Here is a 22,088-nt window from a genome sequence, read left to right on the forward strand (position 1 = left end):
AAGAATGGCGGCAGAGAGAAAGGACGTCCCCATGACGCAGCCCAACGGCGACCACCCCACCGTTCCCAGCGAAAACCCGGTTCCCGAGTACACCTCGCCCGACACCGTCGAACAGGTAGGCGAAACCGCACCGCAGACCGAAGCGGCACACACACCGGAAAAAGCCCAGACCCCACCGCCGGAACCTAAGTCTTCCGGCGGTCTTTCGGCGGGCATTTGGGCGTCGCTGATCATCGGCGCCCTCATTCTGGTTCTGCTGCTGATCTTCATCATCCAGAACAACGAACCGACCCAGTTCTACTACTTCGGCTGGCAGTTCACCCTGCCGCTTGGCGTGTCGATCCTGCTTGCCGCAATTGCAGGCATTGTGATCGCCGGGATCTTCGGCACGGTCCGCATGTTCATTTTGGGCCGTCAGATCAAACGCGCGCGCAAGCGCTGAGCAGCCGCGATACAGACCTCACTGCTGTCAGAGAAAGGACAGGATATGTACTTCATCGTCGTCAAGTTCCGCGTCAAGGATGAGTTCGTGGCCGACTGGCCGAACATTGCCCGCGAATTCACGGAAGCCACGCGCGCAGAACCCGGCAACCTGTGGTTTGACTGGTCGAAGAGCCTGGAGCGCGATGACGAATACGTGCTCGTTGAGGGCTTCGCCGATGACGAAGCCGCAGGCGCACACGTCAATTCGGACCACTTCAAGAAGATGCAGCAGGACTTCCCGCCGCACCTGAAGGAAACCCCGCTCATCGTGTCCCACAAGGTCGAAGGCAACGACTGGGACCGCATGGGCGAAATCTCGGTCGACTGACCTCGACTGACTTCGACTGATCTCACTGCACGCAGACGGGGCCGCGGAATCTTCCGCGGCCCCGTTTCTGCTTCTGCCCTAGTCTTCCGCGCTTTCCGCGCCCGAGGTGAAGCTCACCTCGGACTGTGCCCGCACCTCGGTCCTGCGCTCGAGTGTGCGGGCTACGGTGCACGTCTTCCCATGAGCGTGAGCAAGCGCGCGGTCGACCGTGCGGGCGGCACGCCGTGTGTCAGGAGAGTCGTCGAGTTCAACGGCCAGCTGGATGAGCACATCCTGGAGGTAATTTTCGTCTTCGCGCACATAGTCGGCGGAAACCTCAGCGGCAAATGACCGGGGTTCTGTGCGCCGGCTGATGACGGCGTCGGGATCAACCGAAGAGCACGCTCCGAGTGCGGCCAGAAGAAGCTCGACGGGTGTGAAGACATCCTCGCCCGTGCCGATTTCAATCTGGGCGCCCGCTGCGTTTGTCGCTCGGAAACGTCCCTGCGCTGTCCGCTGGACACTGACGTGAACTCGTTCCACTGCCTCGCCTTCCTGAAGAATAAAACCAGCCTAGTTCCCCGAAACCGTGAGACACAGCTCACCCGTGCGGGCGCCTCGTGAGCCAGACTTGAGCAGAACCGCCGGCTCTTTTGCAAAACACCCGAAACAATACGCGGGCAACGACCCTGCAGACCGTACAGTGAGAAAAACCTTTGTCTTCCCCATGTAAAGGACTCACATGCGACACCTACCGGCAACACTCGGCGCCCTCGGGGTGGCCGTTGCGGTAGCCGTGCCCGCTGCCGCGGCACCCAATGCCGACAGCAGCGCAGAACCGGCGCCGCAGGAGACCGCCAAGAACGCTCCGCAGGAAACCGACAACGACGGTCAGGAACCCAAGGTCGACACCGTCAAGCAGAAGGTTGACGCTGACAGCACGGCCCTCATCGACGCCACCGGCACAAACGATGAGAACACCGTAGTCATCTTCGGAGCGACATGGGCAGGCGACGCCCAGCCGAAGGTCGAGTACCGCTCAAAGGTGACCAACAGCCTCAAATGGTCGATGTGGCAGGAACTCGAGGCCGACCCTGACGAAGGCCCCGACGACGGCTCGAACGAGGCCAACACCCCCGGCACGGGAGCCGTCAGCGCTGCCTACAACGAAAAGATCGAAGTGCGCACCAAGGGCGCACCCGTCACCGTGACCGTCACGACCACCCCGATCACGGACGCCGACCGCACCATGTTCGGCGGCGTCAACGACGAAGGCACATTCTCCTCCCCCGACCTCAACGAACCCGCATCGTCCGCGCCGGAAGCCGACTCCACCTCGGCAGCCGGCAGCGGCCCCATCGCCGGCGGCAAACTCAACGCCAAGAAAGCCGCATCCATCGGCGGCTTCAAGTACTTCTCGCGCAAGCAGTGGGGTGCGCGGAAGGCTCGCTGCTCGACTTCGACGACCAACCGCAACACCGCGACGATCATCCACCACACGGAAGGCTCGAACAGCTACTCCAAGGAGCAGGTTCCGGGCATCCTCCGCGGTATCCAGTCCTACCACCAGGGCAGCCGTCACTGGTGCGACATCGGCTACAACATGCTCGTTGACAAGTACGGCAACATCTACGAGGGTCGCCCCAAGCTCGACAAAGCCGCCATCGGTGCCCACGCATCGAGCGTCAACCGCGGCACGTTCGGCATTTCGGTGATCGGCTCCTACAAGAAGAAGGCGCCTGAGGCAGCAATCAACTCGGTTGCCCGCATCGTCGCCTGGCAGTCCTCGAAGTGGAACTGGAAGATCGACTCCAAGGTCACCCTGACCTCGGCAGGCGGCGCCACCCGCAAGTACCCCAAGGGTGCGAAGATGACCGTGCAGCGCGTATCCAGCCACAGGGACATCGGCAACACCGACTGCCCCGGCGACGGTCTGTACAGCCAGCTGGGTGACATCCGCAAGAAGGCCATCGGCTTCCAGAAGGGCAAGCCTCCGGCACCGGCTGAAAAGCCCAAGAGCCCCATCCAGAAGTTCCACGAGGCCAACAAGTCCAAGACCGGCAAGCCCACGGGCAAGGAGCACGGCGGTCTGCCCGGCGGCGGCGCGTACCGAGCCTTTGAAAAGGGCGCGGTGCACCACTCACCGAAGACCGGCACCCACTTCACCCGGTTCGGCTCCGGCATCCAGAAGGCATGGGCTGCGCAGGCCTTTGAACGCGGCGCGCTGGGCTACCCGACCGGCGAAGAATCCTGCACCATCAAGGACGGCGGCTGCTACCAGGCGTTCCAGAACGGCTCAATCCACTGGTCGCCCAAGATCGGCGCCCGCAAGCTCATGTACAACTCCGCCATCCGCAAAGAATGGGCCAAGCAGGGCTTTGAACGCGGCTCGCTCGGCTACCCCACAACGGAAGAGTTCACGTGGGGCAAGTACAAGCGCGTCAACTTCGAAGGCGGCTACCTCACCTGGACAAAGGAAGAGGGTGTGAAGCACCACAAGAAGAAGTGATCCTCTTCAGAGTTCTTCTCACCTGAGCGGGGCGGCAGTTCTGATCGAACTGCCGCCCCGCTTCTTTGTTCGGCTGCCGTGTTCGCTTCCGAGTGCTGACGAGGCGCCGCTAGAGTGAGCGGTATGACTGACCTTGCGAAGCTGGACACCGAAGGCGTTGAACGGGTGCTCGCGGTTGTGGCCCACCCGGACGACATGGAGTACGGAGCATCGGCAGCAGTTGCCAAGTGGGCGGCAGAGGGAATCGAAATTCACTATCTGCTGCTGACCGCCGGAGAAGCCGGCATCGCCTCCATCGAACCAGACCGGACCGCAGCCCTTCGCGCGGAAGAACAGCAGGCGGCCTGTGACATCGTCGGAGCTGCGTCACTGGAAATCCTTGGCTTCCCGGACGGACTGCTGGAACCCGACCACAGCGTGCGCAAGGCCATTGTCCGCAAGATCCGCGAAGTACGGCCGCAGATGGCGATCTCACTGACGTGGGAACTCGAAGTCGGCTTCGGCATCAACCACGTCGACCACCGTGCCTGCGGTATGGCACTCATGGACGCCATTCGTGACGCCGACAACCCGTGGATCTTCCAGGACCTGGGTCTTAAGCGCTGGAAGGTCGAACGGGCCCTATTCTGTGCAGCAACAAAGCCCACGCACTATGTCGATGTGTCCGGCGAACCTCTGCAGAAGGGCATCGCCTCACTGGCAGCCCACGAACAGTATCTTGCAGCGCTGCCCGACCACCCCACCCCAGAAGAGATCAACCGGGGTGTGACAGAGGAAGCCGGCAGGCGCCTCGGGATTGAGGCCGCTCTGCCAGTCCGTGAGGTGCGGCTGTGACAGCTGTTCCGTGGCAGCCGGAGTCCGAGCCGAGCGTCACCGACACCGCACTCGTGTTTGAGGGCGGAGGCATGCGGGCTGCCTTTTCTGCCGGCATTGCCATCACACTCATTCGGGCCGGCATTGACTTCCCGCACACCTTCGGGGTCAGTGCGGGCACTTCGACGACGGCAAACCTGGTGTCGCGCGACATCGATCGCGCCAGGCGCAGCTTCGTGGAGTTCTCCACCGACCCGCAGTTCGGGTCGCTGAAGACTTTTGCGCGCGGGCAAGGGCTGTTCAACGCCGAATACATCTACCAGAACACCGCCCTGCCCGATCAGGCCCTGCCGCTTGACTGGGACACCTTCTGCGCGCACCCGTCAGAAGTGTCCGTTGTGGCGTTCAATGCCGAAGACGGCACGACCGTCGAATGGCGGCGTGCTGACTTCCCCGCGATGGACGACTACCTGCTGCGAGTGCGAGCATCATCAACCATGCCGATCGTCATGCCCGTCACAGACGTAGACGGCACCCTCTACGTTGACGGTGCTCTTGGTGACGGCGGCGGAATCGCTCTGCCGGCCATGCTTGATGCGGGTTTTGACCGGGGCGTATTCGTGCTGACCCAAGAACGGCGGTATCGGAAATCCCCCGCGCGGTTCAAACACAGCACCCGGCAGATCTTCCGTCGGCTGCCCGCGGTCCCCGCGGCAATGGAAACCCGCGCGGCACGCTACAACAGCATCCGCGAACAGCTGTTCGACCTCGAAGCAGAAGGCAGAGCCTTCATCATCGAACCGGACATCATGCAGATCGGCAATTCGACCCGGAACCTGTCGCAGCTGGCGGCGGCACACCGGCACGGACTGTCCGTCGGTCGCCGCAAACTGCCCGGGCTGCGAGACTTCCTGGGGCTGCCCTACGAATGAGCGTCGCTTCAGCTGCGCGCTGTCAGTTTGAGACGGCTGCCCACTGACGACAGCAGAAGGGCCGGCGGGGTTTCCTCCCGCCGGCCCTTCCAATCAGCTGAGTGCTGACCAGTGAGCTTTACTTGAGCGCGCCCAGTGCCGCCTCGTAATCCGGTTCCTGACCGATTTCGGGAACCTGCTCGGTGTAGACGACCGAACCGTCGGCGTCCACAACGACAACCGCGCGCGACAGAAGACCCTCCAGCGGGCCTGCCGTCATCGTGACGCCGTAGTCCTCACCGAAGGAGGAGCGGAACGCCGAGGCGCTCACAACATTGTCAATGCCCTCAGCCGCGCAGAAGCGCTCCTGCGCAAACGGAAGGTCCTTCGACACATTGAGGACAACCGTGTTGTCACGGCCGCCGGCCTTTTCATTGAAAGCGCGGACACTCGCCTGGCACACGCCGGTGTCAATGCTGGGGAAGATGTTGATGACCAGCTGCTTGCCGGCGAAGTTCTTCAGTTCAACGTCGGACAGATCCGTGCCCACCAGAGTGAAAGCGGGAGCCTGCGCGCCCTTTTCAGGGAGGTTTCCGACGGTGGTGATGGGGTCGCCCTGGAAAGTGATGTCTGCCATGAGAATTCCTTTCGTAGATTGGCCTGCCCTGCGGTGTTAGACCACCGGACGGGAGGTCACTGCTGCGCTTTTTCGCGTACCTGACGCTGGATGCGGGCCAGCATGCCGGACATTCCGTTCAGCCGCAGCGGACTGACCTGCTTTTCAATGTTGAGCTTAAGCGGGAAATCTGCGGGAACGTCGAGGACTGTCTGCACGGTTGCTCCATCCAGGCCCTCATTCAGGATCCCCGCGAAGCCGCGCGTGGTCGGAGCTTCCGCAGGTGCCGAAAAGAACAGGTGCACCGTGCTGTCCGGCTGGGTGCCGTCGACCTCCACGCGGATGAAGATCGGCGACTGGCATTCCGGAACGGGCTCAAGCAGCTTTGGATCGTCCTTCAGCCGCTGTGGAAGGTCCGGCAGTTCGTCGCTGAATTCCAGCAGCAGTTCCAGCCGCTGGCTTTCCTCCATCGCGCCGAAGTCGTCGGCGATTTCCTGCAGTGCCTGCGGAATAGTCACTTCTGCGGAGCCTCTCCCGGCTGGTCTCCCTGGACGATCGGCACGCGCATGGCGTTGCCCCATTCGGTCCAGGAACCGTCGTAGTTCTTCACGTTCTCAAAGCCCAGAAGGTAGGACAGCACGAACCACGTGTGGCTGGAGCGTTCACCGATCCGGCAGTAGGCGTAGGCAACGTCGGTCTTGCCCAGGCCGAGGTCGTCAATGTAGATCTTGCGCAGCTGATCAGCCGATTTGAACGTGCCGTCATCATTGGCCGCGGTTGCCCACGGCACCGAGTGAGCGGTGGGAATGTGTCCGCCGCGCAGAGCTCCCTCTTCCGGGTAGTCCGGCATGTGGGTGCGCTCACCGGTGTATTCCTGCGGGCTGCGCACGTCGATCAGCGGGATCTGGCCGATGGCTTCCAGCACTTCGGGCAGGAGCGCGCGGATAGGTGCGTCGTTGCGTTCGACCACCGGGTAGTCGGTGCGTTCACGCTGCGGCTTTTCGCGCGTCATTTCGCGGCCTTCGGCTTCCCACTTGGCGCGGCCGCCGTCCATGAGCCGAACGTCTTCGTGGCCGAACAGTTTGAACACCCACATGGCGAATGCAGCCCACCAGTTGGACTTGTCGCCGTAGACGACGATCGTGTCGTCGCGGCTGATGCCCTTGGCGCTCATCATTTCGGCGAATTCGGGGCCCTGCACGTAGTCGCGGACCACCTGGTCGTTCAGTTCGGTGTGCCAGTCGATCTTGACCGCGCCGGGAATGTGGCCGGTTTCGTAGAGCAGAACGTCTTCGTCAGATTCGACGATGACAACACCGGGGGTGTTGAGGTTCTCAGCCACCCACGCGGTGGAGACGAGAGCTTCCGGGTGCGCGTAGTCGGCGAACTTCGGATCGGTTGTGTCAGGTGAAACGGTCACTGGGCCTCCGTACTGCGTAGGCAATAGGTAATGTTTTTCTAGCCTAATGGACGTGTGTGCCTCCGAAGCAATTGAGGACTACCTCACTTGTCGGCGGTCTGCTTAAGGAAACCGCGAAGCACCGCCAAGAATTCCTCAGGTTTTTCTGAGTGCACCCAGTGGCCTGCATCTTTGACCATGACTTTGTGTGCGCGTGGAAAGAGAGCACGCATGGGTTCGTCGTGTTCGTCCTTGATGTAGTTTGACTTCGCTCCGCCCATCCACAGGACTGGACCGTCATAGGTGGTTTCGAACTCGGGGAACGCGTTGATGTCGCCCACCGCGCTGTTGAGCATGGCCACGTTGGCTTGGAACTCAAAGCCGCTGTCGGACCGGCGCAGGTTCTGCAGGAGGAAGCCGCGCACGGTGGGGTCGGATACGCCGGCTTCTTCGAGTTCGGCGTCAGCCTGGCTGCGGCTTGAGAGCGCTTCGAGGTCAAGGCCGGCGAGCGCGCTCAGAAGCGGCACGAAGTTGGAGTCTTTCGAACTGACCGGCGACATGTCTTCGACGATGAGTGCCGTGAACAGCTGGGGTTTGCGCAAAGCGGCGACCATAGCGGTCTTCGCACCCATCGAATGGCCCAGCAGCACGACGGAGTCTTCGCCGGTTTCTGGCAGGACCACGTTTTCTATGAACTCGATGACGGCCTGGCCCATGTCTTCGTAGTCGAAGTCTTCGGTCCACGGGGAGCTTCCGTGGTTGGGCAAGTCCACGAGGAAGCACCGGTACTCGTCTTCCAGCGCTTTTGCTGCGGAGAGAAAATTGCGTCCCCGGCCCATCAGGCCGTGGAGGAAGACGACTGCCGGTCCGGTCGTGCCGTAGGCGGTATAGGACAACTGCATGGGGCCTCCCTAAACTGGTTCGGTGCTTGATCTTAGTCTGCTGCGCTGCCCGGTCTGTCAGGGGAAGCTGCATGCCGTCGGTGAGCCCGACCGAGTGCGGGCTGTTGAATGCGGAGAGCGGCACAACTTTGCGCGGGCCAGGAAGGGCTATCTTTCACTGCTGTCAGGCCCGAAGGCTCGCAGCGGTGACACTGCCGATATGGTCGCTGCTCGCCGCAGCTTCCTGGACTCAGGCCTGTATTCGCAGCTGGCCGCTGACGTCGCCCGCTGCGCAGTCGAAGAGGCACAGTCCGGGCCCGCTCTCGCGGCACCCGCTGACGAGGTGCCCGCCGCCGAGGAGCCCGCCGGCTCCCCCGCTCCCCTCACCGTGCTCGATGCCGGCTGCGGAACCGGCTACTACTGTGCCGCAGTGCTGAACGCCTGTGCTGAAGCGGGTGTGGCTGCGCGGGCCTACGCTTTTGATTCAGCTCCCGCGGCAGCAGCTGCGGCTGCAAAAACCCACCGTGACATCACTGCTTTTACATGGGATGTCTACCGACCCTTGCCTCTTGAGGACAGCAGCGTTGATGTGATTCTCAGCGTGTTCTCCCCCAGGGTGCCCGATGAATTCCACCGGGTGCTCAAACCCGGTGGTGCGCTCATCACCGCCCGTCCCACACAGAGGCATTTGGCAGCGCTGCTGCAGTCTCACGACGGGACCGTGAGCATCGATGAGCACAAAGAAAGCCGACTCCAGCGGTCACTCGAGCCGTTCTTTGCAGAAGGTGAGCGGCGCCTCGTGAACCATCCCCTGCATTTGAGCGCCCGTCAGGCGCGCGAACTGATCGGCATGACACCCTCGGCCCGGCACATTGACCCGCATGTTTTCACGGACGATGTGACGGCTGAGTTCTCCGTCGTCGTATCCCCGTGGCACCGTCGATCAGGCGGCCAGGCCGACCGTTAGACTACGCGGCGTGACTGATGATCTTTCCCGCCTGAGCTCTTTTATTCGCGTCATTCCGGACTACCCGTCCGAGGGCATCCAGTTCCAGGACATTACGCCGCTGCTGGCCGATGCCTGGGCTCTGCGACGCGCAGCCGAGCTCATGGTCGAACCGTTTGCCGGTCAGTTCGATGTTGTCGCCGGGATCGAAGCGCGCGGATTCATCTTCGCCGGTGTTGCTGCGGCTCTGGCCGGGACGGGCTTCGTCCCGCTGCGCAAGGCCGGTAAGCTGCCAGTCCCCGCTGCACGAGTTGACTACGACCTCGAATACGGTTCAGCGGCAATCGAAGCGAGCGACCAGCTGGCACCTGGCGTGCGGGTGCTTCTCATTGACGACATCCTCGCCACCGGAGGCACACTTGCCGCGGGCCTGGAGCTCATCAACACACTCGGCGCGAAGACCGTCGGAACGTCCGTCCTGCTGGAGCTTGAGGGCCTTAACGGCCGCGAGCGCGTCCCGAACGTGCATACGCTTTTCGCGGTGTGAGCTGCGGGGCAGCTGACTCCGCCAGCCTTTGCAAAGCCAGATTTGCGCTTTAATGCAGATTCACGCGTAGATGCGGCGCATTAACGCGCAAACCTGCATTAAAGCGTGAATCTGCGTTGGGACGACACGCTGTCCGAAGCGCAGAACTGCGTCAGCGCGTGAATGCCGCGGTCAGCTCGCCGCGTCAAACAGTCGTCGGCGAATCCAGCTGAGCGCGGAAGGCGCGCTCGGCCTGCTCGCCGAAGGGCACAAACACCACGCGAGTGACAACGTCGCCCACTTCGTCGGCCGTTTCCCTGACGGTTTCGACTGCAATGCGGGCCGCGTCGTCCATTGGCCAGCCGTACACGCCTGCCGAAATCGCTGGGAACGCGACACTGTGTGCGCCGATCCGCTTGGCCTCACGCAGGGATTCCCGGTAGGCCGAAGCCAGCGTTGCCGACCGGTCTTCTGTCTTGGCAAACACCGGCCCGACGGTGTGGATCACCCAGCAGGCGGGCAGCTCTCCCCCGGAGGTCGCGGCAGCTTGGCCTGCCGGCAGCCCGTCGGGGTATGCGCTTTCACGCAGCTGCTTGCACTCGGCCAGAATCGTCGGCCCGCCAGCGCGGTGAATGGCCCCGTCGACGCCTCCCCCACCCATGAGCGTGGAGTTTGCCGCATTCACGATCGCGTCGACATTCTGCTGCGTGATGTCACCGGGTTCAATGCACAGTTCCATGGTTGCTGCTCCTCTGTTCCGGCCAGGAGATCCGGCTATTGGGCGTTGTCCTGCAGCCAGTGGGCAAGCACTGGCACGTGGGAGTGTTCGATGTCTTTCGCGGCTGTCAGCAAAGTGACGTGCGCACTGTGGGAGAGCCTTTCGGCTAGGTCTGCCGCATCGGCATTGTCATCAAGTTCGGCTCGGTAGCGGCGCTGAAACTCTGACCAGCGGCCTTCGCGGTCATCGTGGAACCACGATCGAAGCTCGGGCGTGGGAGCGGCGTCTTTGGCCCATTCGTCAATGTCGAGGACTTCCTTTTTGATTCCCCGCGGCCACATGCGGTCGACGAGCACGCGAGTGCCCTTAGTCTCCGGCGCCTCCCCGTATGTGCGTCGGAAAGTCCACTTCGAGCTCAGCTCTGCCATTGAAGCTCCTTTCTCGGTGGATTGGCACTCCCAGTGTCTCGCTTCAACTGCCCCGACGGGAAGCACCCCCACCATTGCTACAGGCCAGAATCACGCTTAAATGCAGATTCACGCGTTAATGCAGCGCATTACAGCGCAAAGCTGCACTTACACGTGAGTCTGCGTTCAGGCGGCGCAGCGAGCGAAGCGCATATCGACGACTGACCGGCACACCCCACAACACAAACCCGCAAGAGGAAAACAGAACAAAAGAACGAGGCGGAAGTCGCCTTCCGCCTCGTGCCTTTGGTTTGTGGGCTGAGCCGACTCAGACAGCTGCCGCTGTCTGGCGGGCCCGGTTGTAGTTGAGGAGACCGCGCACCCAGGGTGCGTAGTCTTCGCGCGGGGTCTTTTCGGCAAAGACGTCCAGCTGCGCGTCATAGGAAAAGCTGTCGTTGAGAACAGCCAGGCGAATGAACTCTTCGCAGGCGCTCTCCGGGATGCCGAATTCTTCGGCGAACTGCTCAGAAGTGAGCGTTACGGGCGTGGTTTCGGTGAACGGGCGGATGTTTACATCTGTCTTCATCACCCCTCTATTGAAGCAAACAGCTTCAGCGAGCGTCCCAGCACCCCCGCTTTTGGGGCTGACATCCGCCCCGGCGCGGTCCTAGGCTGGGGGCATGAGTGAGAACACGCAGATGCAGTACAACCGTCTGGGCCGCGCGGGCCTCAAAGTGAGCGAACTGTCGTTCGGTTCGTGGGTCACGTTCGGCGATTCCATTGACACCGGTCTTGCCAAGGAGTGCATGCAGACCGCTGCCGAAGCCGGTGTCAACTTCTTCGACAACGCCGAGGTCTACGCCGGCGGGAAGTCCGAAGAGATCATGGGCCAGGCCATTGAAGAGCTCGGCTGGAAGCGCAATTCCTATGTCATTTCGACCAAGCTGTTCTGGGGTATCGAGGACAACGTCAACCTCAGGAACACCCTCAACCGCAAGTACCTGATGCAGGGAATCGACGGTTCGCTTGAGCGTTTGGGCCTCGACTTCGTCGACCTTGTGTTCTGCCACCGTCCGGACCCGGACACCACGCTGGAGGAAACCGTGTGGGCGATGAGCGACATCGTCTCCAGCGGCAAGGCCCTGTACTGGGGAACCTCCGAGTGGTCAGCCGAGGAGATCCGCGGCGCCTATGAAATCGCAGAGCGGCACCACCTGCACAAGCCGTATATGGAACAGCCGCAGTACAACCTGCTCAACCGCACGCGCGTCGAAGACGAATACGCGCGACTTTACGAGGACATCGGCCTGGGTCTGACCACGTGGAGTCCGTTGGCCGGCGGGATCCTCACCGGCAAGTACCTCGACGGTGTCCCCGAGGGTTCACGTGCGACGGCAAAGGGCCACGGCCACTTGGCGGAGGAATCCACCAAACCGGAAACTGCTGACCGTGTGCGCCGCGTGGTCGACATGGCCCGCGACCTCGACGTGACTCCAGCACAGCTGTCGCTTGCGTGGCTGCTGAAGAACCTACACGTGTCGACGGTCATCACGGGCGCAAGCTCAGTTGCTCAGGTCAAGGACAACATGGGTGCGCTGACTGCCAAGGAGCGTTTGGACGACGGCCTCAAGGCCCAGCTGGACGAGATCTTCAGCTGACGACCCGCGTATCGAATCTCTGACTGAAATAACAAGCGGGGCGGGCGGCACATACAGCCGCTCGCTCCGCTGTTTTCTACGCGCTTCGAGACTGGGGCGCTTGAGGGGCGCCTTGCGCACTCAAACGCTAGAAGCGTTTATGCCCCCGGTGCAGGGTCCATTTGCCAGCGAGTCAGCGGCTCCGCTTGGGCCTTCAGCGCTGGCTGGTAGGCGGCTTCACCGGCGGCGTGGACTTTGATGAACGCCGTAATGCGCGAAAGGATGAGCGGGTCGTCGATGATTCCGCTGTTATGTCGACCGGCAATCCGTGTGAGCATTGCCCGCTGCCGCGACTTCTTCATGCTGGTGTAGATGGGTCGGGCGTGTTCGCTCATGGGCGCGACCGTGTCGTTGCTGCCGCCCACAATGAGCACCGGTGATGCGACTTTGCTGAAGCCGCGCTGTGCCCAGGGGTTGAGGGCAACAACTGCGGAAACCTTTTCACTCTCCGCGGCGGTCAGTGCCCCTCCGCCGCCCATGGAGTAGCCGACCAGCGCGGTTTTCGCCGGGTCGATGACGCTTGCCCATTCACCGCGACCGCGGGCGTCATCGAGTGCGGCGAGCATCTGCTTGGCCCGGTACTCCGGAAATGCCTTCGGTTCGATTGATCCTGCGGCCAGAACAGCACAGCCGTGGGTGGCGAGTCGCTTGGCGATCGTGTGCATCTCCTCGGCTTTGCCCGTGTAGCCGGGGAATGTGACGGCAACGGGACAGCGAGCCTGCGGTTCGCGCGGCCAGAACAGGGTTGCGGCACCGTAGCCGGGGGTTCTGACCAGGCGCGACTGGAGGAGTTTGTGGGGTCCGGGAAGGCGGACGTCAGCGGCTGAAGCACTGACCGCACCGTACTGGGTGCGGGCCGCGGGCATGACGGTCAGAGCGGCGGCTGCGAGGCTGCCGAGCGCAAATGATCGTCGACTGACGAACCTGCCTGACATGGCACTCCTGGAATGTGGGGAAGACTCATTCAATGTACCGCCGCACAGCCCGTTTTCGGCTCAGGTGCCGACCGCGTGTTGTCTCCCCAGCTGTGCTGGGAGGCTCAGGACTGACGAGGTGCCGCCGACTTCCGCACGGACCGCACCTTTTCGATGAAGGTCCGGATGAGGGCGTGGTCTTTCACTCCCCGACTGGATTCCACACCGGATGACACGTCGACGCCGATCGCCCCCGAAGATTCGGCGGCCTGGGCGACGTTGTCGGGGTTGAGGCCGCCGGCGAGGACAAACGGTCCTCGGTCGCGTTCGTGCAGCTGGGTTTGGTCCCACCGCTGACCTGCGCCCGGCGCGGGAGCATCAAGCAGCAGGAGGTCGTCGCCGAATGCGCCGGCGTGGGCTTCAGGGTCGTGGGCCAGAGACACAGCACGCCACAGCTTCAAGCCCGGTGCCGCAGCACGTGCAGCGGTGAAATCGGAGTGTTCGTAGTGACCGTGCAGCTGCAGAGCATCAGCACCGATCCGCTGAGCCATGGAAGCAGCATCAGCCGCGTCCATGTCGAAGACCACAAGAACCGCGAGCGCTGACCCCGCCTCGTGAATCCACGTGACAAGCTGTTCCGCGGTGTCTTCGTCGACGTGCCGCGGCGATGGCTCGTAGTGCATGATGCCCAGCGCGTCCGCACCTGCTTCGACGGCAGCCCGCACGTCGTTGCGCGTTCGGACACCGCAGATTTTGACGAAAAGAGAGTCAGTCACTGTACTCAGCCTGCGCTTTCATGTTCACCGTCAACGTAGAACCAGCGGCCGGCCCGGACAGCAAAAGACGAACGCTCCCGCATGGTGCCGGTCTCGCCACCAACACGATAGTGAGCCGCGAACTCGACGATCCCCGTCGTATCGCCCGCTCCCCCATCGACCGTGTCGAGGATGTCAAGAGAAGTCCACTCCACCTCGGCATCCGGCTGTGTATCAGCCGGTCGCGTACGGGGATGCCACGTGCGGAACAGGTAGTCGGCGTTGCCTAGGGCAAAAGCCGTAAACCGCGAGCGCATGAGCGCCTCAGCTGTGTCGGCTGTGCGTGTGCCTTCCAGCAGCGGCAGGCAGCAGTCACCCAAGACGGCACCGGATGGAAGGCCGCCGCAGGGGCACGTGTCAGAGGTTCTGCGGGGAATCATCAGGTCGCTTCGATGATGCGGTCGTTTTCATCCTGCCCGGAGCCCTCCGCGGGACGGCCGCCGATCTTGTCGACGATCATGGCAATCGCGCCATCACCGGTGACGTTGGCGGCCGTGCCGAAGCTGTCGAGCGCAATGTAGGCGGCGAACATGAGGCCCACTTCCACCTCGCCAAAGCCGAGCATCTGCGTGAGCAGACCGGCCGCGGCGGCAATCGCGCCGCCGGGAACACCCGGTGCGGCAATCATCATGACGCCGAGCATGAGGATGAACGGCAGGTACGTCAGGAACGATGTGTCACCGCCGGTGATCATGAGGACGGCCATCGAGAAGCACGTGATCTTGATCATCGAACCCGACAGGTGAACGGTCGCACACAGGGGAACAACGAAGCCGGCCACGGTGTCAGACACGCCGTTCTTCTTGGCTGAGCGCAGTGTCACCGGGATCGTCGCGGCAGACGATGCCGTGCCAAGTGCGGTGAAGTAGGCATCGCGCATGTTCCACAGCGACTTCACGGGGTTGCGTCCCGCAATTGCTCCGGCCCCCGTGTACTGGATGAGCAACATGAAGAGGGTCAGCGCGAACGACACTATGACCACCAGCAGGAACTTCTGCACGACGATGACAGCTGCACCGCTGTGGGCAAGCTCTGCAAAGATCCCGAAGATGAACAGCGGCAGAGCTGGCACGATGACGTTGCGGATGAGGCTTTCGACAATCGAGCGGAACTCGATGGCGCCTCGGAAAAGAACACGGCTGCGGAACGCCGTCAGGCCCGCACCGATGATGATGGCCAAAACGAGGGCGCTCATGACGCCGATGACGGGCTCCAGCACGATTTCGGTAGCCACATCGGCCGCGGCCAAAGGGTCGTCGGGGTCGATCTCAGTGGCCTCGCTGACCACGGTGAAGAACGGGGCGAAGCCCTCGCCCTCCGCATCGGCGATGCCCTTGATGTCGGTGCCCTCAAGCGAGGACCGGAACAGCCAGCTGGAGGTGAAGAAGGCCAGCAGACCCGCAAGCAGGGTCGAGGTGTAGGAGATGCCCGCGGTCACGCCCAGCTGCTTACCTCCCCCTTTGCCTAGTTCTGCAATTGCCGGTGCGACAAGACCGAAGATGATGAGCGGCACAACGAACGACAGCAGACCGGAGAACACGGAATTGTAGGTGGCGAAAACTCCGCCGAGCCAGGCCGGCAGGATCGGGCCGACAAGGATTCCGAGGACGATCGCGATGACGATCCACACCAGAAGCGGGAGTGAACGGATCAGCTTCATGACTTGTTGTGCTTTCTGCGGTGAACAAAGAATGGCATTAAGGGAATACACAGGATTCTAGGGAAGCCCGGGGATGCCCGTGCACGCGGCGCACGAATAGGAGCCTTCGGTTCACTCCGGAGAGTGGACCGAAGGCCCCTGTGCAGACGAGGTGCCGTGCGGCTTTACGGCCTGTGAGCTCAAGCGTCGCTGGATTCGTCTTCTTCTGCGACGCGTTCAGCCTTTTCGACCATTTCGTCGTGCGTCATGCCGCGCTGGCCGGGCTGACGACGCCCAGCCAGTGCTTTGTCCGCGGGCGACTGCGGCATAACGCGGGTGCCGACGGTGCCGGGCTGCTGGCGACCGTGAATCGATGCACCAGCGGTTTCTGGCATGAACCACGTGGCCACCAGACCGATGACGCAGGCGAGGATCATGTAGTACGCCGGGAACAGGAGGTCGCCTGTTGCCTTGACGCCGGCTTCGTTGATCAGGCCTGCCGTGCCGCCGAGAGCCGACACTGACAGGTTGTAGGTGACCGAGAAGCCCAGCAGACGCACGTGTGCGGGGAACATCGCCGGGAAGGTCGCCGAAATCGTGGCGAGCATCGGCACGTAGGCAATCCCGAGCACGGCGAAGCCCACGAGCGCGAAGCCGAAGCCCAGCGACATCATCTTGAACATGGGGATGGCAAGAACACCCACCGCGATCGTGGTGAAGAACCACAGCGGACGGCGGCCGAACTTGTCCGATGCCGCGCCGAAGATCGGCATGAACAGCACGATGAACAGCTCGCCGACGAGGATCACGATGAGCGACGTCTGCGAATCCATGCCGATCTGCGCTTCGAAGTAGGACGGCATGTAGGTCAGCAGCGTGTAATTGACCATGTTGACGGTTGCGACCAGCGCAAACAGGATGATGACGTCGCGGCGGTACTCCTTGAACACCGCGCGGAAGCGGTCCATTGTCGAGGTGTCGTCCTCTTCCGGGTCTTCCTGGATTTCATTGAACACCGGGGTGTCTTCAAGCTTCGAGCGCAGGTACCAGCCGATGAAGCCCATGGGAAGTGCGATGAGGAACGGGATTCTCCAGCCGAAGGAGTCCATCTGCTCAGGGGTCACGGTGAACTGGATGATGAGCATGAGTGCCGCACCGATGACGTAGCCGGTCAGCGAGCTCGCCTCGAGGAACGAACCGAAGAAGCCGCGGCGACGGTTGGGCGCGTACTCAGCCATGTAGGTGGCGGCACCGCCGTACTCACCGCCGGTGGAAAAGCCCTGCACCAGGCGCAGGACAATGAGCAAAATGGGTGCCCAGATGCCGATCGTCTGATAGGTCGGCAGCAGTCCGATGAGGGTTGTTGCCCCGGCCATGAGCAGGATTGTGGCGGCCAGCACGCCCTTGCGGCCGATCTTGTCGCCCATGGGACCCCAGAAGAACCCACCCAGGGGTCTCGCCAAGAAGGAAATGGCGTACGTCGCCATGGTGGCCATGATCTGGTACTCGCCGAGTGCATCGAAGAAGTGATGGGCGATATACGTTGCGGCGATCGCGTAGACGCCGTAGTCGTACCACTCGGTCATATTGCCGATGGCCGATGCAGCTGTTGCCCGGCGGACAACTTTCGGATCAGCCGCGTGGTCTTCGGCTTCGCGTGCGTAGTCTGATGCGAGCAATTCTTCTGAGCTGCTGTCAGAACTCATACAAACCTTCCTGTTTCGAGACATCAATCACTGTAACGAAGAGCAGTGAGGATGGCTAAAACAGGAAAATCTACATGGCCGGCAGGCGCAGTGTGACGGTTGAGCCCTGGCCGTACCAGGACTGCAGCGAAGCGGTGCCGCCGTGGCGTTCGATGATGGCGCGGACCATCGGCAAGCCGAGCCCGCTGCCCTCAGTGCCGCGGACTTCGCGTGAACGGCCGAGCTCTTCCCACACGGTTTCGATCTCATCCGGCGCTATTCCGCGGCCGGTATCGGCGCACTCGATGACAACCCAACCACTCTCTTCGCGGCCGCGAACCTCAATGTGCGCTCCCGGCGGCGAGTACTTCACCGCGTTGCTCAGCACATTCGACACGGCCAAGAACAGCAGGTCTGAGTCACCCCGAACGTGCGGCAGGGGGCGCGGTGCCTGGGGCAGCGACACTTGGAACCTGCGTTCCCGGGCCCCCGGAATTTCAAGAACCGTCTGCACCGCCTCGTGAACGAGAGCGCCGATGTTGACCGCGGAGGGTTCGAGTTCAGCGTGTTCGACTTCGCTGATCTTGCGCAGGTTGCTGAGCAGACTGCTCAGACGCACGGCCTGAGCATCGATGCTGTCGCGCTGCCGCTGGGACGGTTCGTCGGCCAGGGCTGCACGAATGCCCTGAATGGGGTTCTTCAGTTCGTGGTCCAGACGGGCCAGCAGGCGCTGGCGGCGGCGAGTCTGCTCATCGCGCACCTGCGCTGAGGCCTTGACGGCACCGCGCCTGGCAAGGACGACAGCGGCGAAACCAGCCGCGAACAGGCCAGACAGCAGCAGGCCGAAAACGAGGGGCGCCCACGCCACCCGGGCCGTGATGACCGCTTGGGTTCGTGAGTCGACGAACAGCCACCCCACCGTCACGATCAGCCCGATGAGCAGGGGCGCAAGCAGCGCAGAGGCGATGACCAGCGGCGTGCGCTGCTGTTTCTGTTCGCTCATCCGCGATCCACTGCTCCAAGAAATCGATATCCTGCACCCGACACCGTCTCAATGTAAGCGGGATCGCTCGAATCGTCACCCAATTCCCTGCGGATTTCGGCAATTCTGTGATCAACCGCGCGTGTGGTCACAATCGCCTCGAAACCCCACACGGTTTCCAGCAGGCGCTGGCGAGAGAACACCTCGTCGGGGTGGCTCATGAGGAATTCCAGCAGGGCAAAAGCGCGCGGAGTCAGCTGTCGTTCGCTTCCGTCGACGAATAGCCTGCGGGCCGGCCGGTCCAGGCGCAGCTCACCCGATGTCAGAGTCTGGGCTGCACTCAGCGGCGTCTGGCCCCGCTGGGTGCGGCGCAGAACGGCGCGGACGCGCGCCATGAGCTCAACCGGGTCGAACGGCTTGGTCATGTAGTCATCCGCACCGTCATCGAGGGCGGCTGCCCGTTCGAAGGTCTCCCCCACCTCGGTCAGCAGGATGACGGGCAGCCATTCGTCGTCAGCCCTGATGCGACGCAAGACCTCGCGACCGTCGAGGTTCGGCATGAGCACGTCGAGGATGACCAGGTCCGGGCGGCGGGCTTCGATGGCCCGCAGCGCCTCGACACCGTCAGCTGCGGTTTCAGTGTCGAGGCCGCTGCGGCGCAGCACAGGGGCCAAGTGCTCGCGGATGGTGGAGTCATCATCGACGAGCAGCACATGCGGTCGTGTCTGGGCGGACATTGTGTTCCTTCGCAGGGCTCAGCCGTCGTAGCGGATTTCAACCCGTCGGTTCTTCTCGCGACCTTCCGGGTTGTCTTTGCCGCCCTTTTCATTCGGTTCGATCGGCTTGCTGTCACCGAAGCCTTTGACTTCGGTCTTGATGTCAGACCGGGCTTCCTTAATGGCTTTCGACACAGCTTCAGCGCGGCGCTCCGACAGAACGTCGTTGCCTTCCTTGTACGGCAAATTGTCCGTGTGGCCTTCAACCCGGACGGTGGCATTCTGCGGCACTTTCTTGACCAGTTCGGCGATCTTCTTCTTCGCGCCGTCAGTCAGGTCCCATTTGCCCAGGTCGAACAGCACATCCGAAGACAGCGTGACAACTTTTTCGCCGGCGTCTTCGCGCGTGTCATCCATCGGCTCGATGTTGTCTTCCAGCGGGATGATCTCGGCTTTGATCGGGTTGATTTCCGCTTTCACGGCAGCTGCTGCAGGAGCAGCGCCGAACGCCATGACTCCGACCAAGCCGACGGCTGCGAGCTTGGTTCGGGTGCTCACTGGATCTTCACGCCCTTGACCAGCGGCTCACCTTCCCACAGGAAGATGTCCATCGTGTCAACGTCTTCCGGCGGTGCGCCGAAGGCAGCTTTGGCCTGTGATTCCCGACCTGGGCTCAGCTTTGTGTCCGTGACATCGGTGAGTTCATCGATGGCTTTGTGTTTGTTGAAGTTCTTTGTGTCCACTGCGTACGGACGGAAACCGGAACCGCGAACGGTGAACAGCGATTTTTGGTCATCCATCGTGGTTTCCAGAGTGAAGCCGTAAACAGCCTCCACCGTCTGCTGGTTGCGCTTGACGCTGATTAGGCGAACCTTGAGCTTGGCGTTCTTGTCGCCGTCAACTTCCACGGGAACTTCGGCCGAGCCTAAAGCATCCCCCTGTTCGACGGCTTCCGAACCGCTGCCGGAATCCTCGGCATCACCGGAATCAGCATCGCCATTCTGGGACGCTGCTTCGCCGGAACCGCTGTCCGAGCTGCCCGAGCTGTCCGTCTGCTCTGACTGTTCAGAGGTTTCCTTTTTGTCGTCAGACCCGGTGTTGAAGTCAACCGAACACCCTGTCAGACCCAGGGATGCAGCCACGGCCGCCGCGGCGATGACTGTTCGTACTTTTGTCGTGCGCATGTGAAACCTTTCGGTAGCGGACCGGGTGGGCCCTGTCGTGCTTGCTGACTCAAGACTACGAACGCGCAAAGCCCTGTTCGTCGCACAGAAGTCGCAAGAGTCCGGAAACTTGTACCAGCTTCGCGACATTCTGAGACACACAGGTGAACTCAGCGTGTACGCCTCAGCGGCGGCTTGCCTCAATCACCTCACGCGCAAAGCCGTCGAACAGCGCCTGGGCATTGCGCGCGCTGTCCTCTTCAACGCGGTCGGCGTGTTCAACGAGGGTGCCCTTGTCAAAGCCCAGTTTGGCCAGGCCGTCGGCTTCCCAGCCGCGCACGGAATCAGCAGACGCTTCGGGGTGAAACTGCATGCCCCACGACCGTCCGATGCGGAACGCCTGGATTTCGCACAGTTCGCTGCTGCCCAGCAGCTGGGCCGATTCCGGCAGTTGAGTGATGCGATCCACGTGGCTCTCGATGAAGTGGGTTTTCGGACCCACCTTGCCGAACACGGGGTCGTCAGCGGCATCCGCGGTGAACGTAATCTCGGTTGCGCCTTTTTCGGGTGCGCCCGTTTTGGCTTTCACGGTGCCGCCGGCCACGTGGGCCAGCAGCTGTCCGCCCAGGCAGATTCCCAGCTGCGGTTTGTCGGCATCCCATGCGGCCCGCACGAGTTCCGCCTCGCGTTCCAGCCAGGGCGCCCGGTCGGTTTCATCCGGCATATAGCCGCCGCCCAGGTACACGAAGCCGTCGTAGTCGTCGACAACGTCCGGACCTGGGATGTCATTGAACGTGCCATCCGGTCCCGGCCCGATTCGCAGATCGAACTCGATGTGGTGGTCAATCAGGCGCGGCAGCAGTCGCCTGGGCTGTGAATCAACGTCATTGACGATGATGAGGATGCGGGCCATGGTTCTTACTCTCCTGAGCGCAGGAAACTGCGGTAGCGGTCGTCGTGGGCTTCCAGCACGCGCAGCGCGTTGTCGAAGCCGAGTTTCTCAAGGTCGCCTTCCGACCACGAACGCGAGCGCAGTTCGTCAATGAGAGCCGGATAGGTGCTGGCGTTGTCCAGTCCCGTGGGGAAGGAGTCCGTTCCGCAGAAGTCCGATCCGATGCCCACATGGTCAATGCCGATGCGTTCGCGCACGTAGTCGATGTGGTCGGCAACATCGCTGATGGTGACTTCCGGAGCCGTGCCTTCTTCTCCGTTCTTAATCCAGTCGTAGCGTTCCTGCGACACGAATGAGGGCACGAAGGTCAGCATGTGCACTCCCCCGTTTGCCGGCAGACGGTCGATGATGTCATCGGGCACATTGCGCGGGTGCGAGCACAGGCTCAGCGCGTTCGAGTGGGTGAAGAGCACCGGCAGGTCGGTCATGCCGAGCACCTGGTCCATGACGCTCGGCGCCACGTGAGACAGGTCCGGGATCATGCCGATCCGGTTCATCTCCTTGACCACTTCCCGACCGAAGTCGCTCAGACCGCCGTGCACCGCATCGTCAGTTGCCGAGTCAGCCCAGCTGTGGGTGGTCGACCACGTCAACGTCATGTAGCGAGCGCCGAGCTTGGCGAACATCCGCAGCGCGCCGAGTGATTCGTTGATCTGGTTGCCGCCCTCAACACCGAGCAGACCGCCGATGCGCCCGGCAGCTCGCTCGGCACGGATCGCTTCTGCGGTTGTAGCCCAGGCGAGGTCATTCGGGTAGGTGCTGATCAGTCGGTCGACGAGGTCGATCTGTTCGAGCGTCCAGCGGACAGCTTCGTCGCCCTTGATCGCCGAGTCGACGAAGACCGACCAGAACTGTGCGGCCACTCCGCCGTCGCGCAGCTGCGGAATGTTGGTTTCGACAACCCCGTCGGGGCGGTCGAGGTCAGCGACGGAAGAGCTGCAGGTTTCGCGCAGCAGGTAAGGGAGGTCATTGTGGCCATCGAAAATGGGGATGAGTGGAGACGGCATCG

The 22,088-nt window shown here is 62.3% G+C and carries 27 protein-coding genes and 1 pseudogene; 9 read left to right on the plus strand and 19 right to left on the minus strand.

The annotated features are described in order from the left end of the window. The first annotated feature begins 31 nt into the window (after positions 1-31). Together HMPREF3087_RS06885 and HMPREF3087_RS06890 are read left to right on the plus strand one after the other, a co-directional pair. Complete coding sequence (locus HMPREF3087_RS06885; RefSeq protein WP_070428559.1) at positions 32-442, plus strand: LapA family protein; 411 nt, start codon at positions 32-34, stop codon at positions 440-442. Positions 443-487: 45 nt separating this feature from the next. Continuing rightward, positions 488-811, plus strand: coding sequence for a putative quinol monooxygenase (locus tag HMPREF3087_RS06890; RefSeq protein WP_070428560.1), 324 nt, complete (start codon positions 488-490; stop codon positions 809-811). A 78-nt stretch (positions 812-889) separates the two neighbouring features. Here the strand turns inward: HMPREF3087_RS06890 and HMPREF3087_RS06895 are convergent, their stop codons facing one another. Continuing rightward, positions 890-1,333: an OsmC family protein gene (locus HMPREF3087_RS06895; protein WP_070428561.1), complete on the minus strand. Its 444-nt coding sequence runs from the start codon at positions 1,331-1,333 to the stop codon at positions 890-892. 199 nt (positions 1,334-1,532) lie between these two features. On the opposite strand from HMPREF3087_RS06895, the gene HMPREF3087_RS06900 reads away from it, so the two are divergent. The 3 genes from HMPREF3087_RS06900 to HMPREF3087_RS06910 all read left to right on the plus strand — a co-directional run bounded on the left by HMPREF3087_RS06900 (position 1,533) and on the right by HMPREF3087_RS06910 (position 5,044). After that, entirely contained in the window at positions 1,533-3,299 is a 1,767-nt protein-coding gene (locus HMPREF3087_RS06900) for an N-acetylmuramoyl-L-alanine amidase (protein ID WP_070428562.1), read from the plus strand. A gap of 123 nt (positions 3,300-3,422) precedes the next feature. Then, the gene (locus tag HMPREF3087_RS06905; RefSeq protein WP_070428563.1) at positions 3,423-4,133 is read left to right on the plus strand and encodes a PIG-L deacetylase family protein; all 711 of its coding nucleotides are present in this window, start codon (positions 3,423-3,425) and stop codon (positions 4,131-4,133) included. Then, entirely contained in the window at positions 4,130-5,044 is a 915-nt protein-coding gene (locus HMPREF3087_RS06910) for a patatin-like phospholipase family protein (RefSeq protein ID WP_083272084.1), read from the plus strand. The genes HMPREF3087_RS06905 and HMPREF3087_RS06910 overlap by 4 nt, the downstream gene beginning before the upstream one ends. 118 nt (positions 5,045-5,162) lie before the next feature. Here the strand turns inward: HMPREF3087_RS06910 and tpx are convergent, their stop codons facing one another. From tpx to HMPREF3087_RS06930, 4 genes are all read right to left on the minus strand, one after another. After that, on the minus strand, positions 5,163-5,660 hold the full coding sequence (gene tpx / locus HMPREF3087_RS06915) for a thiol peroxidase (RefSeq protein WP_061942408.1): 498 nt from the start codon (positions 5,658-5,660) through the stop codon (positions 5,163-5,165). A 56-nt stretch (positions 5,661-5,716) separates the two neighbouring features. Then, on the minus strand, positions 5,717-6,157 hold the full coding sequence (locus HMPREF3087_RS06920; protein WP_141738896.1) for a SufE family protein: 441 nt from the start codon (positions 6,155-6,157) through the stop codon (positions 5,717-5,719). Continuing rightward, complete coding sequence (locus HMPREF3087_RS06925; RefSeq protein ID WP_070428564.1) at positions 6,154-7,059, minus strand: sulfurtransferase; 906 nt, start codon at positions 7,057-7,059, stop codon at positions 6,154-6,156. Before HMPREF3087_RS06925 ends, HMPREF3087_RS06920 begins: the two co-directional genes overlap by 4 nt. Before the next feature lie 83 nt (positions 7,060-7,142). Next, a complete protein-coding gene (locus HMPREF3087_RS06930) occupies positions 7,143-7,940 on the minus strand; it encodes an alpha/beta fold hydrolase (RefSeq protein WP_070428565.1) in 798 nt (265 codons plus the stop codon). A gap of 22 nt (positions 7,941-7,962) precedes the next feature. Here HMPREF3087_RS06930 and HMPREF3087_RS10825 point away from each other — a divergent pair. The 3 genes and pseudogenes from HMPREF3087_RS10825 to HMPREF3087_RS06940 all read left to right on the plus strand — a co-directional run. After that, a pseudogene (locus HMPREF3087_RS10825) lies at positions 7,963-8,091 on the plus strand (SAM-dependent methyltransferase); the annotation flags it as partial. A 48-nt stretch (positions 8,092-8,139) separates the two neighbouring features. Further along, complete coding sequence (locus HMPREF3087_RS06935) at positions 8,140-8,886, plus strand: methyltransferase domain-containing protein (RefSeq protein WP_141738897.1); 747 nt, start codon at positions 8,140-8,142, stop codon at positions 8,884-8,886. A gap of 10 nt (positions 8,887-8,896) precedes the next feature. Beyond that, a complete protein-coding gene (locus tag HMPREF3087_RS06940) occupies positions 8,897-9,412 on the plus strand; it encodes an adenine phosphoribosyltransferase (RefSeq protein WP_070428567.1) in 516 nt (171 codons plus the stop codon). 184 nt (positions 9,413-9,596) lie between these two features. Here HMPREF3087_RS06940 and HMPREF3087_RS06945 read toward each other — a convergent pair whose 3' ends face one another. The 3 genes from HMPREF3087_RS06945 to HMPREF3087_RS06955 all read right to left on the minus strand — a co-directional run bounded on the left by HMPREF3087_RS06945 (position 9,597) and on the right by HMPREF3087_RS06955 (position 11,102). Beyond that, positions 9,597-10,130, minus strand: a complete 534-nt coding sequence (locus HMPREF3087_RS06945) for an O-acetyl-ADP-ribose deacetylase (RefSeq protein WP_070428568.1) — start codon at positions 10,128-10,130, stop codon at positions 9,597-9,599. A 35-nt stretch (positions 10,131-10,165) separates the two neighbouring features. Beyond that, a complete protein-coding gene (locus HMPREF3087_RS06950) occupies positions 10,166-10,537 on the minus strand; it encodes a DUF488 domain-containing protein (protein ID WP_176745020.1) in 372 nt (123 codons plus the stop codon). Positions 10,538-10,844: 307 nt separating this feature from the next. After that, positions 10,845-11,102 (minus strand): hypothetical protein, encoded by a 258-nt coding sequence (locus HMPREF3087_RS06955; RefSeq protein WP_019175526.1) that lies wholly within the window; start codon positions 11,100-11,102, stop codon positions 10,845-10,847. 94 nt (positions 11,103-11,196) lie between these two features. Between HMPREF3087_RS06955 and HMPREF3087_RS06960 the strand changes: the two genes are divergently transcribed. Continuing rightward, positions 11,197-12,174, plus strand: a complete 978-nt coding sequence (locus HMPREF3087_RS06960) for an aldo/keto reductase (RefSeq protein ID WP_256173062.1) — start codon at positions 11,197-11,199, stop codon at positions 12,172-12,174. Positions 12,175-12,311: 137 nt separating this feature from the next. On the opposite strand, the gene HMPREF3087_RS06965 is transcribed toward HMPREF3087_RS06960, so the two are convergent. From HMPREF3087_RS06965 to HMPREF3087_RS07015, 11 genes are all read right to left on the minus strand, one after another. Then, the gene (locus tag HMPREF3087_RS06965) at positions 12,312-13,148 is read right to left on the minus strand and encodes a poly(ethylene terephthalate) hydrolase family protein (RefSeq protein WP_070428569.1); all 837 of its coding nucleotides are present in this window, start codon (positions 13,146-13,148) and stop codon (positions 12,312-12,314) included. 104 nt (positions 13,149-13,252) lie between these two features. Then, complete coding sequence (locus HMPREF3087_RS06970; protein ID WP_070428570.1) at positions 13,253-13,903, minus strand: phosphoribosylanthranilate isomerase; 651 nt, start codon at positions 13,901-13,903, stop codon at positions 13,253-13,255. A gap of 5 nt (positions 13,904-13,908) precedes the next feature. Continuing rightward, on the minus strand, positions 13,909-14,322 hold the full coding sequence (locus HMPREF3087_RS06975; protein WP_061944245.1) for a YchJ family protein: 414 nt from the start codon (positions 14,320-14,322) through the stop codon (positions 13,909-13,911). Then, the gene (locus tag HMPREF3087_RS06980; RefSeq protein ID WP_070428571.1) at positions 14,322-15,602 is read right to left on the minus strand and encodes a dicarboxylate/amino acid:cation symporter; all 1,281 of its coding nucleotides are present in this window, start codon (positions 15,600-15,602) and stop codon (positions 14,322-14,324) included. Before HMPREF3087_RS06980 ends, HMPREF3087_RS06975 begins: the two co-directional genes overlap by 1 nt. A 179-nt stretch (positions 15,603-15,781) precedes the next feature. Then, the gene (locus HMPREF3087_RS06985) at positions 15,782-17,287 is read right to left on the minus strand and encodes an MFS transporter (RefSeq protein WP_070428572.1); all 1,506 of its coding nucleotides are present in this window, start codon (positions 17,285-17,287) and stop codon (positions 15,782-15,784) included. A 70-nt stretch (positions 17,288-17,357) separates the two neighbouring features. After that, entirely contained in the window at positions 17,358-18,269 is a 912-nt protein-coding gene (locus HMPREF3087_RS06990; protein WP_070424413.1) for a sensor histidine kinase, read from the minus strand. After that, a complete protein-coding gene (locus HMPREF3087_RS06995) occupies positions 18,266-18,985 on the minus strand; it encodes a response regulator transcription factor (RefSeq protein ID WP_070428573.1) in 720 nt (239 codons plus the stop codon). The genes HMPREF3087_RS06990 and HMPREF3087_RS06995 overlap by 4 nt, the downstream gene beginning before the upstream one ends. Positions 18,986-19,003: 18 nt before the next feature. After that, on the minus strand, positions 19,004-19,522 hold the full coding sequence (locus tag HMPREF3087_RS07000) for an OmpA family protein (protein WP_256173063.1): 519 nt from the start codon (positions 19,520-19,522) through the stop codon (positions 19,004-19,006). Then, on the minus strand, positions 19,519-20,148 hold the full coding sequence (locus HMPREF3087_RS07005; RefSeq protein WP_070428574.1) for a hypothetical protein: 630 nt from the start codon (positions 20,146-20,148) through the stop codon (positions 19,519-19,521). Before HMPREF3087_RS07005 ends, HMPREF3087_RS07000 begins: the two co-directional genes overlap by 4 nt. Positions 20,149-20,311: 163 nt before the next feature. Then, the gene (locus HMPREF3087_RS07010) at positions 20,312-21,040 is read right to left on the minus strand and encodes a type 1 glutamine amidotransferase (protein ID WP_070428575.1); all 729 of its coding nucleotides are present in this window, start codon (positions 21,038-21,040) and stop codon (positions 20,312-20,314) included. 5 nt (positions 21,041-21,045) lie between these two features. Then, on the minus strand, positions 21,046-22,086 hold the full coding sequence (locus tag HMPREF3087_RS07015; RefSeq protein ID WP_070428576.1) for a dipeptidase: 1,041 nt from the start codon (positions 22,084-22,086) through the stop codon (positions 21,046-21,048). Positions 22,087-22,088 lie beyond the last annotated feature (2 nt).

The sequence above is a fragment of the Brevibacterium sp. HMSC22B09 genome (assembly GCF_001806795.1).
In the GTDB taxonomy this organism is placed as follows: domain Bacteria; phylum Actinomycetota; class Actinomycetes; order Actinomycetales; family Brevibacteriaceae; genus Brevibacterium; species Brevibacterium ravenspurgense.

Coding starts and splice junctions, on each gene's coding strand:
- HMPREF3087_RS06885 (WP_070428559.1), top strand. CDS start 32: ATGACGCAGCCCAACGGCGACCACCCCACCGTTCCCAGCGAAAACCCG.
- HMPREF3087_RS06890 (WP_070428560.1), top strand. CDS start 488: ATGTACTTCATCGTCGTCAAGTTCCGCGTCAAGGATGAGTTCGTGGCC.
- HMPREF3087_RS06900 (WP_070428562.1), top strand. CDS start 1,533: ATGCGACACCTACCGGCAACACTCGGCGCCCTCGGGGTGGCCGTTGCG.
- HMPREF3087_RS06905 (WP_070428563.1), top strand. CDS start 3,423: ATGACTGACCTTGCGAAGCTGGACACCGAAGGCGTTGAACGGGTGCTC.
- tpx (WP_061942408.1), bottom strand. CDS start 5,660: ATGGCAGACATCACTTTCCAGGGCGACCCCATCACCACCGTCGGAAAC.
- HMPREF3087_RS06930 (WP_070428565.1), bottom strand. CDS start 7,940: ATGCAGTTGTCCTATACCGCCTACGGCACGACCGGACCGGCAGTCGTC.
- HMPREF3087_RS06935 (WP_141738897.1), top strand. CDS start 8,140: ATGGTCGCTGCTCGCCGCAGCTTCCTGGACTCAGGCCTGTATTCGCAG.
- HMPREF3087_RS06945 (WP_070428568.1), bottom strand. CDS start 10,130: ATGGAACTGTGCATTGAACCCGGTGACATCACGCAGCAGAATGTCGAC.
- HMPREF3087_RS06950 (WP_176745020.1), bottom strand. CDS start 10,537: ATGGCAGAGCTGAGCTCGAAGTGGACTTTCCGACGCACATACGGGGAG.
- HMPREF3087_RS06955 (WP_019175526.1), bottom strand. CDS start 11,102: ATGAAGACAGATGTAAACATCCGCCCGTTCACCGAAACCACGCCCGTA.
- HMPREF3087_RS06960 (WP_256173062.1), top strand. CDS start 11,197: ATGAGTGAGAACACGCAGATGCAGTACAACCGTCTGGGCCGCGCGGGC.
- HMPREF3087_RS06965 (WP_070428569.1), bottom strand. CDS start 13,148: ATGTCAGGCAGGTTCGTCAGTCGACGATCATTTGCGCTCGGCAGCCTC.
- HMPREF3087_RS06975 (WP_061944245.1), bottom strand. CDS start 14,322: ATGATTCCCCGCAGAACCTCTGACACGTGCCCCTGCGGCGGCCTTCCA.
- HMPREF3087_RS06980 (WP_070428571.1), bottom strand. CDS start 15,602: ATGAAGCTGATCCGTTCACTCCCGCTTCTGGTGTGGATCGTCATCGCG.
- HMPREF3087_RS06985 (WP_070428572.1), bottom strand. CDS start 17,287: ATGAGTTCTGACAGCAGCTCAGAAGAATTGCTCGCATCAGACTACGCA.
- HMPREF3087_RS06990 (WP_070424413.1), bottom strand. CDS start 18,269: ATGAGCGAACAGAAACAGCAGCGCACGCCGCTGGTCATCGCCTCTGCG.
- HMPREF3087_RS06995 (WP_070428573.1), bottom strand. CDS start 18,985: ATGTCCGCCCAGACACGACCGCATGTGCTGCTCGTCGATGATGACTCC.
- HMPREF3087_RS07005 (WP_070428574.1), bottom strand. CDS start 20,148: ATGCGCACGACAAAAGTACGAACAGTCATCGCCGCGGCGGCCGTGGCT.
- HMPREF3087_RS07010 (WP_070428575.1), bottom strand. CDS start 21,040: ATGGCCCGCATCCTCATCATCGTCAATGACGTTGATTCACAGCCCAGG.
- HMPREF3087_RS07015 (WP_070428576.1), bottom strand. CDS start 22,086: ATGCCGTCTCCACTCATCCCCATTTTCGATGGCCACAATGACCTCCCT.